This window comes from Rugamonas apoptosis, assembly GCF_014042355.1.
GTDB classification, from domain to species: domain Bacteria; phylum Pseudomonadota; class Gammaproteobacteria; order Burkholderiales; family Burkholderiaceae_D; genus Rugamonas; species Rugamonas apoptosis.
In genome coordinates this window covers 106,833-122,060 of record NZ_JACEZU010000003.1, presented here as the reverse complement: position 1 = coordinate 122,060, position 15,228 = coordinate 106,833, and the positions used below count along the sequence as shown (strand labels likewise).

The following is a 15,228-nucleotide window of genomic DNA, read 5'->3' as shown; positions in this document are numbered from 1 at the left end:
CCGCGTCTCGCCTCGTCTGTGCGAGTTCACAGCGCCCCCTGCCCAGCGGCGGGACGCCGCTCTTTCAGGGTGCTGCGCAAACTGTCGAGGGAAATGAAATATCCCTGATCGTTGATGGGCGTGAGGGCCTCGCCAGCCACCGTACGCCGCTTGCGTTCCTTGACCAGCGGTGGGCAGGCGTGGTCGTCGTAATACATGACCATGCAGTCCAGGCACAACAGGCATTCCATCTGGTCGATCTTGCCGTTCTTGTCGATCGCGTGCGAGCCGCAACCGGCCGCGCAAGCATGGCAGGTCTGGCATTCGGCTTTGCGCTTCAGGCCGAACAGGCGGAACTTGCTCGGGATGGCCAGGCCGGCGCCCATCGGGCAGATGTACTTGCAGTACGGCCGCTCGCTGATCATGGACAAGCCCAGGATGCCGCCGACGAAGATCCAGAACGGCCATGTGCGGTTCCACACGCCCACCAGGAAGGTGGTCTTGAACGGCTCGATCTCGGCCAGCTTCTCGGCCATTTCCATCGAATAGAACGACACGCCCAGCAGCACGAAGAACACGCCGTACTTGATCCATTTGAGCTTGTCGTGCAAAGCCTTGGGCAGCAGGCGCTGGTATTTTTTCAGGCCGATGATGGCGCCGAACTTCAATGCCAGGTGCTGCAGCGAACCGAACGGGCACAGCCAGCCACAGAACAGGCCACGGCCCCACAGCAGCACGGTGCCGATGATGAACCACCAGAACGTGAAGATGTATGGATCGGACAGGAACAGCTCCCACTTCCATTGATGCAGGATGGAGTGGAACCACGTCATGATCTGGGTGATGCTGGGCTGGGCCTTCAGGTAGAAGCCGAAGAAGAACACGCTGGCGATCCACAGCGCCGTGCGGGGGCCGCTGATCAACGGTTTGTGCTTGCGGTTCGAGGCGCGCACCAGCTTGTCGCGGCGCGCATACCAGAACGCGGCCGCGCCCAGCAACGCCACGAAGGCGGCGCCGACCAGGGCGTTGTTACGCCACAAGGCTTTCCAGGCCGCTTCCGGCTGCACCACGTTGGGCCGGCCACCTTCCAGGTAGCGGTCGGCCAGCCAGTACTGCTGGTCGAAGTGGACGAAGGTCTTGCCGCCGTGCTCAGGGTCCGGTTTGTTGGCCAGCATGGTGAGCTGCCATGGCCAGGCCGGGTTGAAGTCCTTGGAGCGCACGATGAAGATCGCCGATTCCTTGAACTCGGGCACGTCCGACGGCTGCAACCGGTACAGGTTCAGGTAGTCCGTGTCGCGGAAGGTGAAGGTGACGGGGTCTTGCCGCACCTGGATGCGGTCATAGATACCGCCCCGCACGAAGCCGGAACCCTTGAATGACGTCTGGCCTTTGGCGATCAGGAAGATCGCGTGTTCATCGGGCTTGAGGTCCTCCATCAGGCGCTGGTAGCCATGCTCGCCCAGGATGCTGTTGCCGATGGTGGGCACATTGAGGTAACCGAAATACAGGTCCATGTAGGGACCGCCGCTGTCGCTGGCGCCCACTTCGGAAGCCGGCACCAGCAGGTGGCCGATGCTGCCTTCGGCGGCCAGCTTGCTCCAGTTCAGGCGCTCGTTGAGCGGCGTGAAGTGGGCCGACGGACGCGCGGCCGAAGTGAAGATGCCGACCTGGCGCCCGATTTCATAGGCGCTGCGCGAAATGACCTGGTTTTCCGCGATGGCGGTGACGGTGGCGCCGCTGATGGCGTCCAGGCCGACGGCGCCGGTGGACGCGTCGCCATGGCCGATCTCCAGCTTGGCGTCACCCTTGCGGCCCACATACTGGCCGATGAATTTGAGCAGTGCCGACTCGGGAATACCGGCCAGCAGGATAGGTTCGGAGTGTTTCAGTACGCGCACCCCCGTGATCACGCCCTGGCGGTCCATGCCGATCAGGGTCACAACGGGTTTGCCGGAATAAGCGGGAATATCGACCACGTCGGTCGACAGGAATACATAGCCGAGCAATTTCTCGTGCTTGTCGGCGCCGGCGCCCCACGCTTCCACGTAGGCTGGCGCACCTTTGCGCTGCGAAAAACGGGTGGCTTGCGGCAGTACGTCCGCGCATGGCGCGTAGGCGCACAGGTCCGGGCCGTGCAGCATCTGCGCGGGCAGCTCGGCGTCGTAGACCGTGGCGTGCGCCGGTGCGGCGCACAACACGGTCCATGCGACGCCGAGCAGCACCAGACAGTGCCGCACGGCGCGGGGCAAACGAAAACGAATTGTCATCGTACGCCCTGCTTGTTACGCTTCTACCAGCAGACGGCTGCGCATTTCCAGGTGCAGCGCGTGGCAGAAGTGGGTGCAGTAGATCCAGTACGCGCCCGCATGGTCAGCCTTGAAGGTGACCGACTTGGTCTCCTGTGGGTTGACGATGAAGTTGATGTTGTAGGTCGGGATCGCGCAACCGTGGGTCAAGTCTTCCACCTTGTCGTGGTTGGTCAGGATGAGCGTCACTTCGTCGCCCTTCTTGATCTTGATCTCAGGCAGGCTGTAGTTCGGTGCCACCGACATCATGCGCACGGTCACTTTATTGCCCTGGCGGGTGATACCGGCGTTCTCTTGCTTGACCGCGTTCGGGAAGTCGTCCATGTTGTAGATCTGGCGCGTCTTGACCACGTCGCGGCGCACGATGATACCGTCGTGCGGTTCCGAGTAAGCCGTGTGGTCGGCCACCAGTTTCATGGCCGAACCGCTGATGTCGATCAGCTGTTCCGTTTCCGGATGCAGCGGGCCGACCGGCAGGAAACGGTCTTTGGAGAACTTGTTACCCGAGTTCAGGTACTTGCCGTCCGCTTCCTTGGTTTCACCCATCGAAGCGTAGTTGTGGCCAGGCTGGTAGTGCACGTCCATCTTCTCGATGATGACCTTGGCGTTCTTGTCACCCTTGAATTGAGCGATGGCGGCGTCCACGTTCCATTTCACGCACTGGCTGTCCAGGAACAGCGAGGTGTAGGCGTTGCCGCGGCCGTCGAATGCCGTGTGCAGTGGGCCCAGGCCGATTTCCGGTTCCGCCACCACGGCGTCGCGCTCGGTCTTCAGTTCGCCTGCGAACCACTTGTGCACCAGCGACAGGTCGATCACGGTGGCGGTAGGCGACAGTTTGCCGGAGCAGACGAAGTACTTGCCGTCCGGGCTGGCGTTCACGCCGTGCGGGTTCTTGCCGACCGGCACGTAGCAGGTGATGGAGGTTTTTGGATCGGGGTTGGCGGCTTTGCGGCCGTCGACCACTGGCACCTTGGAGGAGCCGATGGTGGTGAACTTGCCAGCCTTGACCAGCGCTTCAATACGGGCCACGTCGAAGAATACGCAGGCGTCGCGCTCGGACGACATCATGCCGGTCAGGTCGTGTGCGTTTTCCGTGTTGTACTGGTTGGAGGCGGCCAGCTTACCGTCGTACGAGGTGGCCACCAGGTCCATATTGCCGTCCACGCGCACTTGCCACATCACTTCCATGGAGTCGACGTTGACGCAGCTGAACAGCGCGCCCCACTTGCTTGGATCGTTCAGGTCGTGACCGTCGTTGGGCAGCGGGATGTGGAATTCGGCGCCGCAGAACACGCGGGTGGAGTAGTTGATCTTAGGATCGACCGGATCGCACTTGTCCGGGAACATGCCGTGGAAGCCCATCACGTTCGGCAGCTTGGTGATCTTGTCGCATTCCATCGTGTCCATGCGGATACGGGCCAGGCGCGAGTGGATCTTGTCGTTGACCCACATGAAACGGCCGTCATAGGTGCCGTCCTTGTAGCTGGCGTGCACGTGGTGGGTGTCGCCCGTGATGTATTCGAGCGAACCATCGGCCTTGGTGCCCATGATTTTTTTCGATTCGTTGGTGATACCCCAGCCGACCATGCAATCGACGTTGAACACGGGGATGCGTTTCAGCGTACGGCCCGATGGCAGGCCGATCACGCGCGCTTCGCCGCCGTGGCCGGCGCTGGTGAAGGCATAGTAGTCATCCAGCTGGCCCGGTGCGATCTCATGGCCGCCGGCGCCTTTGGCCGCAGCCGACGCGGATGCGGAGGCGCTGCCCTTGGGCGCGCTACCTTCTTCCTTGCAGCCAGCCAGCCCCAGCGTGGCGCCAGCCAGGCCCAGCGCCGCGCTCTTGCCGAGGAAACCGCGGCGTGCGTTGACGACTTCGGTATCCAGTTCCTTGCCTGCCTTGTTGCTGCTATCCCTATCCATCTTTTTTTCTCCTGAGTGTGCTTACATCGGTTCGGTGGGTTACCACGCTGCACGCGTGGTCCCGGGCCAGCGCATATTGTCTTGCTTCCCCTAGGCAAAGTTGAATGATCTGCATCAAGGAATTTCAAGCCTGCAAGGCACTGAACGACCTGGTCAGTGTAGGGAGCGCGGCACGCCCGCGCTATCGGTGAATAGTGGGGCGGGCGGCAGCAACCGAACTAGCGGAGCTAGGCCATAGTGACTAGGTGCGCGCAGCGGACGGTGTATTGCGCGCGGGGCCGCGCGTGCCGTAGCATGGCCGCTCGCCTACCGCTCCGATACCGCAGGCAGCGCCGGGCGCCATGAAAGAGGAAGTGCGTCTGATGAACCAGCATGTACCACGCCCCGGCCGTGAATCGGCCCTCAACATCACGATAGACCGCGACGGCACCCGCATCCACCGCCTGGTCGACGACGTGATCTACCCCGTGCGCGCCAGCCGCGCCATCGCCCGCCGCGACCCCATGGTGGAAGCGCTGTTTGGCGCGCCGAAAGTGCGCCGTCCCAAAAACAAGCAATAGCGCGGCGCCGCACGGCTGGCAGTTCCTACGCCTTGATACGGCCACCCTGCTCGAGGTGATACGAACTCATACGGAAATCGCCCGCTGCGGCCTGGACCTTGGCGGCGTGATGGCGCTGGTGTGCGAAGGCGCCCAGGCCCTCACCCACGCCACCGGCGCGCATGATGCGCTCGCCAATGTCGCCAACCGGGCGCTCTACTACGACAGGCTACGGCATAGCATCGCCCAGGCCGAACGCCGGCATGAACGATTCGGCATGCTGTGCATCGATATGGACGGGCTGATTGAACCATGGCCAGCCGCCGTGCCCGGCCGGACTTGGCCCGCTCGCCATCTTCAACTGTATTAATTTCCCAACAGAGCCACGAAAACGATAGCAAATATAAAATCTTTCAGTAAAATGAACTCACAACATCGCAGCAAAGCAACACCATAACAATGAAATCTGCTCGCGCCACAAGCGCAACCGCAGTGCCGCACAATCTCATCGGGAGAAACACATGCTGTTGAGCACCTTGAGTACCGCTACAGGCACCATCCGCGCATCGCAGTCTTCCCATCTTGTCCGTCTGTCCCAACTCCCCCCTGCGTAGCCACACCGCGCCGCCACAATTTATTTAACGCCTAGCAATAACCGTCTCTTGATGGCAAGAGATCGTGTGTTGTTGCCTATTTTTTAGCGCTCGCCAACCGTCGAGAGCGTTAAAATATACTCACGCTCGTTGATTCACGACAGCATGTTGACAGCGGAGTAAGAGCAGCTTGTCCGCCACCAGGACACCTTTGATGTTCCACCCCATTGGAGAAGTCAAAATGACATTGCGCCTCAAACTTACGTTGCTCGCCGCCAGCCTGGCATGCGCCACCGCCGCCCATGCGGGCGTGATCAAGGAGTCCAAGGACTCCATCTTCAAACCGACCGGCAAAGGCTGGGGCGAGCTGGACCTGGACTCCATGAGCCATCCGGAAAAGGCGGCCACACTCAAGGCCCGCCGCACCTCCAACCTGACCTACCAGGGCGGCCCCGTGATGGTGGCGCCCAACACCAACGTCTATTACATCTGGTACGGCAGCAACTGGGATACCGGCAACGGCCCCGCATCGAAGAGCGTGCTGTCCACGCTGGCGCAAAGCATCGGCGGTTCGCCCTACTTCAACATCAACACCACCTACTACAATGGCAGCAACACCCACGTGAGCAACAGCGTCAAGCTGGCCGGCAGCATCACCAATGCCGGCACCCTGGGCACCAAGCTGACGGACGCCAACATCCAGACCGTGGTCACCAGCGCCATCTCGTCCGGCGCCCTGCCGCTGGACAGCAACGCCGTCTACTTCGTGATGACCGACAGCGCCACCACGGCCACCTCCGGCTTCTGCACCCAGTACTGCGGCTGGCATACCAACACCACCGTGAGCGGCCAGAACATCAAGTACGCCTTCGTGGGCAATCCGGAAACCCAGTGCCCGTCGGCCTGCGGCGCCAATACACCCAGCCCGAACAACACCCCGGGCGCCGACGCCATGGCCAGCATCTTCGCGCACGAACTGGAAGAAGCCGTCACCGACCCGGACGGCAACGCCTGGTACTCGCTGCAAAGCGGCATGGAGAACGGCGACAAATGCGCGTGGACCTTCGGCACCACGTCGACCGCCGCCAACGGCGCCAAGTACAACGTGACCATGGGCGGCCTGAAGTACCTGATCCAGCAGAACTGGGTACTGCAGCCGACCCAGGCATGCACCATGCAATATCCCTAAGCCAGAAGGTGTAGCATGATGCAGGGCCGCCGCGCGCTCGATGCGGCGGCCATTCTTACCGGAACACGTATGCACAAGCACGCCCTGACGCTAGCGACCTCGCTTACTCTGCTGTCCCTGGCTGGCCCGCCGGCGCTGGCCGCCGAAGCGCAACAACGCGTAGTCCCCACCGTGACGCTGACGGTGAAACAATTCTCCGAGCTGGAAGAGGACTGGCTACAAGCCGTTCGCCAGCACGACACGGACGCCCTGAACCGGCTGGTGGCCGACAATTTCGAACTGCGCACCTCGGCCGCTCCCGGCCGCCCCACGGCCCGCGCCGCGTGGCTGAAACAGGCGCAATCGGGCGCCCCGTTCGAGTCACGCATTGAACAAATGGCCGTGCATGAATACGGCCCGCTGATGGTGGTGAGTTTCCTGTGGAAGCTGGACGTGCCCAAGACCAGCCCCCTGCCCCAGCAAGTGTTCGTGATCGACACCTGGAAGCAAGGCGACAATGGCTGGCAGGTGGTGACCCGCTATGCCGCGCCGGTGCAGGCCGGCGCCAAGGCCGTGCCGGGCGCCGAACCTGGCCCGCCGGCCGTCGACAAAAAGATCTGAACCCCGCGCCTCACCGCGGCGAGCCGTCCATGCACCTGAGCTCCTATCTCCGCCAAGGTGGCTACCTGGCCGCCGCAGTGGCCAGCGCCGGCCTGATCTGGTACTGGCAGACGGCCACGCCAGCCGATACGTCCAGTGACAGTGGCTCAGGCACGCGCGCCGCCGCGGCCTGGAAAGACGCCATCGGCCCCGGCGCACTGGGCGGCGCGCCCCACAACGCCGCCCTCGACCTGGACACGGACGACCTGCCGCCGGACGGTTTCACCATCGGCGATGGCGGCCAACTGGTGGCCAACCGCCAGCTGCGCGCCAGTTTCGACTATTTCCTGATCCGCAGCGACGGCGCCGACCTGGCCGCGCGCGCCACCCAGCTGCGCGCCTACCTGAAGCAGCGCTTGCCGGCCGCCACCGCCGCCCAGGCCGAGGCGCTGCTCACGCCTTACCTGGCCTACGTGCGCGCCCACGACGAGCTGCTGGCGCGCCAACAACTGACGCTGGCGTCTGGCGCCGTACCCGACGCGCAGCAAACGGAACGGCTGGCCAACTGGCAGGCGCAGCGTGCACGGCTACGCCAGCAAAACTTCCCGGCGGTCCTGCAACGAGCCTGGTTCGGCGACGACGATGAAGTGCTGCTGGAAGCCGTGGCCGAACTGCGCGTGCGTGACGGCGACACCTCCGCCCGCGCCGGCCGCCCCGGTTCCGGGTTCGGTTCCGATTCCGACGCCGAAACCGATTCCAACACGCTGCGCCAGCAACGCCTGCACGGCACCACGGCACAAGCCGCGCGCGACGCCGAGCTGGCCGAGGTGGTGCGCGACGCCACCCGCTCTTACGAAACGGCGGCCGCCGAGGAGCGGCAGTGGCGCCTGCACTACGCGCGCTACCGTGCAGCCGCCGGCCAATTGCAAGGGGACGCCGCCAGCCCGGGCGAAGCACGCCGCCGCAAGCTGGAAGCGCTGCGCACCGAACTGTTTCCCACCGAAGGCGAGCGCCTGCGCGCGCGCGCCAGCGGCATCGAATGACCACACGAGAAGGACTGCACATGAAGCACAAGATAGCGCTGCTGCTCGTCACCGCCCTGCCGGCGCTGGCCCAGGCCGGCGCGGAAACGCCCACCGAAGCGCGCATCCACACCCTGATTGAACCGCGCATGGGCGTCAACATCAAGGTCGATGGCGTCAGCAAGACACCCTATGCCGGCCTGTACGAAGTGCGCACCAACGGCGACGTGTTCTACACGGACGAAAACGCCAGGTACCTGTTCGTCGGCAAGGTGGTCGACACCGGCACCTACCAGGACTTGACGCGCGCCCGCGCCGACCAGCTGGCCACCATCCGCTTTCGCGACCTGCCGCTGGAGAACGCCATCAAGACCGTGCGCGGCGACGGCAAGCGCGTGATGGCCGTGTTCGAAGATCCCAACTGCCCCTACTGCCGCAAGCTGCACCAGACGCTCAAGGACATCGACAACGTCACCATCTACACCTTCCTGCTCGACATCCTGTCCAACGATTCAGCCGTCAAGTCGCGCGATATCTGGTGCGCGGCCGACCGCGCCCAAGCCTGGCAGGCGTGGATCGAGGATAGCAAGCCAGCGCCCGCCGCACCTGCCGGCTGCACGGCGCCGCACGAGCAGGTGCTCGCGCTGGGCAAGCAGTTGCACGTGATCGGCACGCCCACCGTCTACTTCGCGGACGGCACCCGCACCGGCAATGCATTCGACCTGCGCGCGCTCGAAGGCCGCCTGACGGCCGCCCTCAAACCACACAGTGATGCCGGAGCGCATTGACACCCCGGCGCCCGGCTGGCGCGGCCTGCATCCCGACATCCTCAAACTGGGGCTGGTCAGCTTCCTGACCGACCTCAGTTCGGAGATGATCTTCTCCGTGTTCGCCATCTTCTTCACCACCGTGGCCGGCGCCTCCAGCGCGCTGCTGGGACTGATCGAAGGCCTGGCCGACTTTTCCGCCTCCTCGCTCAACTACCTGTCGGGCTGGCTGTCCGACCGCAGCGGCGGGCGCAAGGCGCTGGTGCTGGCCGGTTACGGTTTTTCCACGCTGGCCAAGACCATCCTGCTGGTGAGTACCGCCATCACGGGCTTGAGCCTGTTCCGCGTGATCGAGCGGCTGGGCAAGGGTTTTCGCGGCCCGCCGCGCGACGCCTGGCTGTCGGCCATCGCCACGCCGGCGCGGCGCGGCTACGCGTTCGGCGTGCACAAGGCGCTGGACAAATCGGGCGCCGTGGTGGGCCCGCTGGTGGCGTGGGCACTGCTGAAATGGCTGGGCGAATCGGGCGGCGCCTACCGGCTGCTGTTCTGGGTGGCCGTGGTGCCGGCCATCGTCAGCATGGCCGTGCTGGCCACGGTGAAGGATCGCCCCGCCACGCCCCACGCGCGCGAAAGCGTATGGCGCAACTGGCACGCGCTCAGCCCCGGCTTCAAGCGTTTCCTGCTGCCGGGCGGGCTGTTCGCCCTGGCCTATTACAGCCTGGGCTTCCTGCTGTTGAAGGCGCACGACGTGGGCTTTGGCGTGACGGACATCGTGCTGCTGTACGCCTTCTTCAACGTCACTTGCGTGCTGGCCGCACCGTCCGTGGGGCGGCTGGGCGACCGCATCGGCCGCCGTCATATCGTCGTACTGGGCTACCTGGTGCACGGCCTGCTCAACGTGTGGCTGGCGCTGGCCCATGCGCGGTGGGAGCTGGTGGCAGCCTTCGGCGTGTATGGCCTGTTCTACGCGATCGAGGATGCGCAAAGCAAAGCCTACATCGCCGATCTGGAACCGGAGCGGCGCGCCTCGGCCATCGGCATCTACAGCTTCGTGACGGGCGTGCTGTACCTGCCGGCGTCGCTGCTGGCGGGCGCGCTGTGGAGCATAGCCCCCACCTGGACCTTTGGCGCGGCGGCCCTGCTGTCGCTGGCCGCCATCATCGTGTTTATAACCACCCGCGGCGGCCGGACATGAAAAAAGGGAGGCTCGCGCCTCCCTTCTCTTTACTACCGCCTGCCGCGCCTAGTGCGTGGTCAGGAAGGTCTTCAGCTTGTCCGAACGCGATGGCTGGCGCAGCTTGCTCATGGCCTTCGCTTCGATCTGACGGATACGTTCGCGCGTCACGTCGAACTGCTTGCCCACTTCTTCCAGCGTGTGGTCGTTCGACATTTCCACGCCATAGCGCATGCGCAGCACTTTCGCTTCGCGCGGGGTCAGCGAATCCAGCACTTCCTTGATCACGTTGCGCATCGAGGCGTGCAGCGCAGCGTCCAGCGGTGCCAGCGTGGTGTTGTCTTCGATGAAGTCGCCCAGCTGCGAATCGCCATCCTCGCCCATCGGCGTTTCCATCGAGATCGGCTCTTTGGCGATCTTCATGATTTCGCGCACTTTGTTTTCCGGCATTTCCATCTTGACGGCCAACGTGGCCAGATCCGGCTCGCTGCCCGTTTCCTGCATGATCTGGCGCGAGATGCGGTTCATCTTGTTGATCGTCTCGATCATGTGCACCGGCACGCGGATGGTGCGCGCCATGTCGGCGATGGAGCGGGTGATGGCCTGGCGGATCCACCACGTGGCGTAGGTCGAGAACTTGTAGCCGCGGCGGTATTCGAACTTGTCCACCGCCTTCAGCAGGCCGATGTTACCTTCCTGGATCAGGTCGAGGAATTGCAGGCCGCGGTTGATGTACTTCTTCGCGATCGAGATCACCAGACGCAGGTTGGCCACCGTCATTTCACGCTTGGCCTGACGGGCACGCTTCTCGCCGGCCGCCATCTGCTTGTTGATCTTGCGCAGGTCGGCCAGCGGCAGCGCCACGCGCGCCTGCAGGTCGATCATCTTCTTCTGCAGCTCTTTCACGGCCGGCACGTTACGGCCCAGCACCGCGCTGTACGGGTAGGCGCAATCGACTTCCAGGTCAACCCAGTCCAGGTCGCACTCATTGCCGGGGAAGACCTTGATGAAGTGGGCGCGCGGCATGCCGCATTTGTTCACGCACAGCTCCAGCACGGCGCGCTCGATGTGGCGCACTTCTTCCATCTGGCCGCGCAGCGTGTCGCACAGCTTTTCCACCACCTTGGCCGTGAAGCGGATTTCCAGCAGTTCGTTGGAGATCGCTTCCTGCGCCGCCACATAGCCCTTGGAGCCGTAGCCGCCCGAGGCCTTGCGCATCTTGTCGTACTGGGCCGAGATGACGGCGAATTTTTCCAGCGCTGCCTTCTTCAGCTGCACCAGTTGTTCGGTCGAGAAGCCGGCCGCGCCGCCATTGGCGTCGCCGTCCTCCTCCTCTTCCTCGACTTCCTCTTCCTCGTCGTCGTCCGACGCGACGGCGGCCGTACTGGCGGCGGGCGCGTTGTTGGCTTCATTGAGGTCGACGAAACCGTCCACCACCTCATCGACCTTCATTTCGTCGGCTTCGATCTTCTTGGCCAGCGCGACGATCTCGGCGATCGTGGTGGGGCAAGCGGAAATAGCCTGGATCATGTCCTTCAAGCCGCCTTCGATGCGCTTGGCGATCTCGATCTCGCCTTCGCGCGTCAGCAGCGCCACGGCGCCCATCTCACGCATGTACATGCGCACCGGGTCGGTGGTGCGGCCGAAGTCGGAATCGACGGTCGACAGCGCGGTGGCGGCGGCCGCCTCCACTTCGTCGTCGCTGGTCACGGTGGCCACGCTATCGGTCAGCAGCAGCGATTCAGCGTCCGGGGCGCGCTCGTAGATGGCGATGCCCATGTCGTTGAAGGTGGCGATGATGCCTTCGATCGCTTCCGGATCGATGATGTTTTCCGGCAGTTGGTCATTGATCTCGGCATAGGTCAGGAAGCCGCGCTCCTTACCCATGTTGATCAGGTTCTTGATCTGCTGGCGGCGGCGTTCCAGGTCTTCGGCCGACGCTTTCGGGTCCAGGCCCAGCATGTCGGCGGCGCCACCCTTGGCCTTGCGCTCGCGGGCCTTGGAGACGGCCTTCAGTTCGGCCCGTTCAACGGCGTTCAGTGCCGCCACTTCATCGTTTTCCGGCGTGAATTCGCTCGGCTTACGGCCACGGCGGCCCGGCACTTTCACGCTCGGCAGCAGGTAGCCGGAGGTGTCGATCGAGGCCAGCGTGGCCGCGTCGGTCACCTGGCTCACGGCCGGACCGGCCGTCACGATCACCACCGGGGCCGGCTCGGCCTTGGCCTTGACCAGTTTGGACTTGGGCGCGGCGGCCGGCTTGGGGCCAGCCGGCGCGGCCAGCGACACGGCGGCCGAAGCGGCGCCAGCCTTGCGGGCCACCTTGACGGTGGGCGCCTTGGCCGACGCATCGGTCGCCACGCTCGCTTCAGCCGTGACGGCTTCGGCGGCGGCGACCGCCGCCAGGCGCGAGCTCTTTTTCTTGACTACCGTTACTTTGCCCGCTGCCTCTTGCGCATTCTCGATGACATAAGATAAAGTCGTCTTTGGCACCACCAGCGGTGCGGAGCTGGTGCGGGCAGCCTTGACGGACAACGTTAAAGTTTTCGGCGTTTTTGTCATTAAAATTCTCTCTATGCGAGACCCATGGGTCCATACCCCAATGCCATTGGCCGGCGCTCACCGCATGCGGTCCGCCTGGCTAAGCAATGTTGTATAAAAGTTGACGATGAAGCTGCGGAATAAAAAAAGCCCGCTACCTATCAACGGGCTTCGATCTATTTTTCAGTGAAGAATAGAGGAGAGGGCAAATTATGCCGTATCGCGAGACATCAAGATAATTGATAAATCAAATATCTGTTATCCAAAAACCACATAACAAGGGCTAGCGCCCCGTTAAATCTTCCTGTACCAAACTGAAATCGCACCACCCTACATTTGGTGCGTCAGTCATTATACAAGGTTTGGCGCGCAAAAGCACCTACCCGGCTCGATTGAAAAACGTGGTCGAAATGACATGGTGATTTGAAATGCACTGCATTGATGGAGCACGCATGATATGCTGGCGCCTCTCGCTTTAACCTATGATTCGATGAACACTAGCCTCACCCCCCTGCCGCCAGCCGGCGACGTTGAAACGACTGGCGCCACGACGCCCGCCAACGCCGCTTCGACCACCGCCTCGACCGCCGCCGCGCCGGCGCAGTCCCCGCGCAGCCTGCTGAAAAAACTGCAGACGGAATTCCCGGCCTTCCGCGATTTCCTGCCGCTGTCGATCGGTATCGACAAGCAACTGCTGGCCCGCATGCCCGACCTGGACCGCAAGACCATGCGCACCGCGCTCGGCATCCACACCGGTTCGCTGCGCTACCTGAAAGTGATGGAAAAGGCCAAGGTGCGTTACGACCTGGACGGCACCGCCGGCGCCGAAGTGACCGATACCCACCGCGCCCACGCCACCCAGGTGCTGCAGGAACGCTTCAAGAAGGAAGCGGAACGCAAGAAGGCCGAGCGCGCCGCCGCCGCCGCCGAGGAAGCGGCCCGCGTGCGCGCCGACAAGCTCAATCAGCTGACCGCGAAATTCTCGCGCAAAGGTTGAGTTGATGCCGGAAGCCGTGCCGGCCGGCGCGCCCGGAGCGCCTGAACTGCCGCCCTACCCGGGCATCACGCTGCGCGACGTGCGCGTGGTGAGCACGCCGGCGCAAGCCGAGGAGGCGCGCGCCGACTTGCTGGCATCGGACGCCATCGGCTTCGACACGGAATCCAAGCCCACCTTCCTCAAAGGTGAAAAATCGACCGGGCCGCACCTGATCCAGCTGGCCACGGACCGCATCGCCTACCTGTTCCCCGTCGGCGCCCATCCCGCGCGCGATGTGCTCAAGGCCATCCTGGAGTCGGAACAGACCATCAAGGTGGGCTTCGGCCTGTCCGACGACGTCAAGCGCCTGCACGCCAAACTGGAGATCCAGGCCGCCCGCGTGCTGGACCTGTCGGTTGCGCTGCGCACGCCGGGCCAGCGCAACGACCTGGGCGCCAAGACGGCGGTGGCCAAGTTCTTCGGCCAGAAGCTGCAGAAGTCGAAAAAAATCTCCACCACCAACTGGGCCACCCCGCGCCTGAACGAAAAGCAGATCCTGTACGCGGCAGACGACGCCCATGTGGCGCTGCGCATCTACCGCCACTGGATCGCGCAAGGCGGCAAGATCCCGCCGTTCAAGGCCCCCAAGCCGCCGCGCCAGCACCGGCCAGGCAAGCGCCGCCCCGAATCCACCCTCGCGCCTGCATCCGCACCTGCGCCTGCGCCTGCGGACGATCAGGCCGGCGAGCACTGAACGCCCCCCCACTCGCTCGCATCCAACCGACGCGCAAAAAACAGCACCCCGTCTGTCATTATTCAGCAGCACGGTATATGCTTGCCAAACCGCCAAATATGCAATGGCGCTTTGCTTTCCTGCGCATTTTCCTGCGCGTTTTCCTGATAGACGGTATAGCTCATGTTCAAACCCTTGACCGTGGCACGGCACACCGCACGCACGCTGACGTTGGCGCTGCCCCTGGTGCTATCGTGCGCCCTGCCGGCGCGGGCCGCCACGCCCGCCACCCTGCCCGACACCATGGAACAGCGCGTGGCAGCCTGCACCGCCTGCCACGCCATCAAGGAACGCGGCGACGCCTTCTTTCCCCGCATCGCCGGCAAGCCGGCCGGCTACTTGTACAATCAGCTGCTCAATTTCCGCGAGGGACGGCGCCGCTATCCCATGATGACCTACATGGTGGAGCACCTGTCCGATGACTATCTGCGGGAAATCGCGCAATACTTCTCCGAACAGCACCCGCCCTACCCGCCGCCAGCAACCAGCACCGCCAGCGCCGGCACCCTGGAACGGGGCCGCACGCTGGTGCGCCACGGCGATCCGGCGAAGAAAATTCCCGCCTGCGTGGCCTGCCACGGCGAACCGCTGACGGGCGTGGCGCCCGCCATCCCCGGCCTGATCGGCCTGCCGCACGATTACATCAACGCCCAATTCGGCGCCTGGCGCAACAAGGTACGACGCGCCGCCGCGCCCGATTGCATGGCCGAGATCACCAGCCGCCTGACGGACGCCGACGTCGCCGCCGTCTCGTCCTGGCTGGCCAGCCAGCCGGCCGATCCGGCCGCCCGCCCCGCCACCACCATCGCCATGCCGATGCCGCTCAAGTGCGGCAGCGTGCCGGCCCCATGAT

At 63.9% G+C, this 15,228-nt stretch carries 13 protein-coding genes; 10 read left to right on the top strand and 3 right to left on the bottom strand.

What is annotated here, in order from left to right; translation table 11 throughout:
* Positions 1 to 26: 26 nt before the first annotated feature.
* Both H3H39_RS07110 and nosZ read right to left on the bottom strand, forming a co-directional pair.
* Positions 27 to 2,216: a 4Fe-4S binding protein gene (locus H3H39_RS07110; RefSeq protein ID WP_375540414.1), complete on the bottom strand. Its 2,190-nt coding sequence runs from the start codon at positions 2,214 to 2,216 to the stop codon at positions 27 to 29.
* A gap of 45 nt (positions 2,217 to 2,261) precedes the next feature.
* Positions 2,262 to 4,205 (bottom strand): TAT-dependent nitrous-oxide reductase, encoded by a 1,944-nt coding sequence (gene nosZ, locus H3H39_RS07105; RefSeq protein WP_182152680.1) that lies wholly within the window; start codon positions 4,203 to 4,205, stop codon positions 2,262 to 2,264.
* A 362-nt stretch (positions 4,206 to 4,567) separates the two neighbouring features.
* On the opposite strand from nosZ, the gene H3H39_RS07100 reads away from it, so the two are divergent.
* From H3H39_RS07100 to H3H39_RS07070, 7 genes are all read left to right on the top strand, one after another.
* Positions 4,568 to 4,765 carry a hypothetical protein gene (locus tag H3H39_RS07100; protein WP_182152679.1) on the top strand — a complete coding sequence of 66 codons (198 nt, stop codon included), beginning with the start codon at positions 4,568 to 4,570 and terminating at the stop codon, positions 4,763 to 4,765.
* On the top strand, positions 4,725 to 5,114 hold the full coding sequence (locus tag H3H39_RS27785) for a diguanylate cyclase domain-containing protein (protein WP_229217916.1): 390 nt from the start codon (positions 4,725 to 4,727) through the stop codon (positions 5,112 to 5,114). Before H3H39_RS07100 ends, H3H39_RS27785 begins: the two co-directional genes overlap by 41 nt.
* A gap of 464 nt (positions 5,115 to 5,578) precedes the next feature.
* Positions 5,579 to 6,526 (top strand): hypothetical protein, encoded by a 948-nt coding sequence (locus tag H3H39_RS07090; RefSeq protein ID WP_182152678.1) that lies wholly within the window; start codon positions 5,579 to 5,581, stop codon positions 6,524 to 6,526.
* Between the two features lie 69 nt (positions 6,527 to 6,595).
* Positions 6,596 to 7,126: a nuclear transport factor 2 family protein gene (locus H3H39_RS07085; RefSeq protein WP_182152677.1), complete on the top strand. Its 531-nt coding sequence runs from the start codon at positions 6,596 to 6,598 to the stop codon at positions 7,124 to 7,126.
* A gap of 29 nt (positions 7,127 to 7,155) precedes the next feature.
* A complete protein-coding gene (locus H3H39_RS07080; protein WP_182152676.1) occupies positions 7,156 to 8,148 on the top strand; it encodes a hypothetical protein in 993 nt (330 codons plus the stop codon).
* 20 nt (positions 8,149 to 8,168) lie between these two features.
* On the top strand, positions 8,169 to 8,915 hold the full coding sequence (locus H3H39_RS07075) for a DsbC family protein (protein WP_182152675.1): 747 nt from the start codon (positions 8,169 to 8,171) through the stop codon (positions 8,913 to 8,915).
* Positions 8,899 to 10,089 carry an MFS transporter gene (locus H3H39_RS07070; RefSeq protein WP_182152674.1) on the top strand — a complete coding sequence of 397 codons (1,191 nt, stop codon included), beginning with the start codon at positions 8,899 to 8,901 and terminating at the stop codon, positions 10,087 to 10,089. Before H3H39_RS07075 ends, H3H39_RS07070 begins: the two co-directional genes overlap by 17 nt.
* Before the next feature lie 48 nt (positions 10,090 to 10,137).
* Here the strand turns inward: H3H39_RS07070 and rpoD are convergent, their stop codons facing one another.
* A complete protein-coding gene (gene rpoD / locus H3H39_RS07065) occupies positions 10,138 to 12,627 on the bottom strand; it encodes an RNA polymerase sigma factor RpoD (protein WP_182152673.1) in 2,490 nt (829 codons plus the stop codon).
* Positions 12,628 to 13,096: 469 nt separating this feature from the next.
* On the opposite strand from rpoD, the gene H3H39_RS07060 reads away from it, so the two are divergent.
* The 3 genes from H3H39_RS07060 (at position 13,097) to H3H39_RS07050 (ending at position 15,227) form a co-directional block, all read left to right on the top strand.
* The gene (locus H3H39_RS07060; protein WP_182152672.1) at positions 13,097 to 13,603 is read left to right on the top strand and encodes a ProQ/FINO family protein; all 507 of its coding nucleotides are present in this window, start codon (positions 13,097 to 13,099) and stop codon (positions 13,601 to 13,603) included.
* Positions 13,604 to 13,607: 4 nt separating this feature from the next.
* The gene (locus tag H3H39_RS07055) at positions 13,608 to 14,336 is read left to right on the top strand and encodes a 3'-5' exonuclease (protein ID WP_182152671.1); all 729 of its coding nucleotides are present in this window, start codon (positions 13,608 to 13,610) and stop codon (positions 14,334 to 14,336) included.
* 162 nt (positions 14,337 to 14,498) lie between these two features.
* Entirely contained in the window at positions 14,499 to 15,227 is a 729-nt protein-coding gene (locus tag H3H39_RS07050; RefSeq protein WP_182152670.1) for a c-type cytochrome, read from the top strand.
* Position 15,228: the final 1 nt, after the last annotated feature.

Coding starts and splice junctions, on each gene's coding strand:
- H3H39_RS07060 (WP_182152672.1), top strand. CDS start 13,097: ATGAACACTAGCCTCACCCCCCTGCCGCCAGCCGGCGACGTTGAAACG.
- H3H39_RS07090 (WP_182152678.1), top strand. CDS start 5,579: ATGACATTGCGCCTCAAACTTACGTTGCTCGCCGCCAGCCTGGCATGC.
- H3H39_RS07055 (WP_182152671.1), top strand. CDS start 13,608: ATGCCGGAAGCCGTGCCGGCCGGCGCGCCCGGAGCGCCTGAACTGCCG.
- H3H39_RS07050 (WP_182152670.1), top strand. CDS start 14,499: ATGTTCAAACCCTTGACCGTGGCACGGCACACCGCACGCACGCTGACG.
- nosZ (WP_182152680.1), bottom strand. CDS start 4,205: ATGGATAGGGATAGCAGCAACAAGGCAGGCAAGGAACTGGATACCGAA.
- H3H39_RS07085 (WP_182152677.1), top strand. CDS start 6,596: ATGCACAAGCACGCCCTGACGCTAGCGACCTCGCTTACTCTGCTGTCC.
- H3H39_RS07070 (WP_182152674.1), top strand. CDS start 8,899: ATGCCGGAGCGCATTGACACCCCGGCGCCCGGCTGGCGCGGCCTGCAT.
- H3H39_RS07080 (WP_182152676.1), top strand. CDS start 7,156: ATGCACCTGAGCTCCTATCTCCGCCAAGGTGGCTACCTGGCCGCCGCA.
- rpoD (WP_182152673.1), bottom strand. CDS start 12,627: ATGACAAAAACGCCGAAAACTTTAACGTTGTCCGTCAAGGCTGCCCGC.
- H3H39_RS07100 (WP_182152679.1), top strand. CDS start 4,568: ATGAACCAGCATGTACCACGCCCCGGCCGTGAATCGGCCCTCAACATC.
- H3H39_RS07075 (WP_182152675.1), top strand. CDS start 8,169: ATGAAGCACAAGATAGCGCTGCTGCTCGTCACCGCCCTGCCGGCGCTG.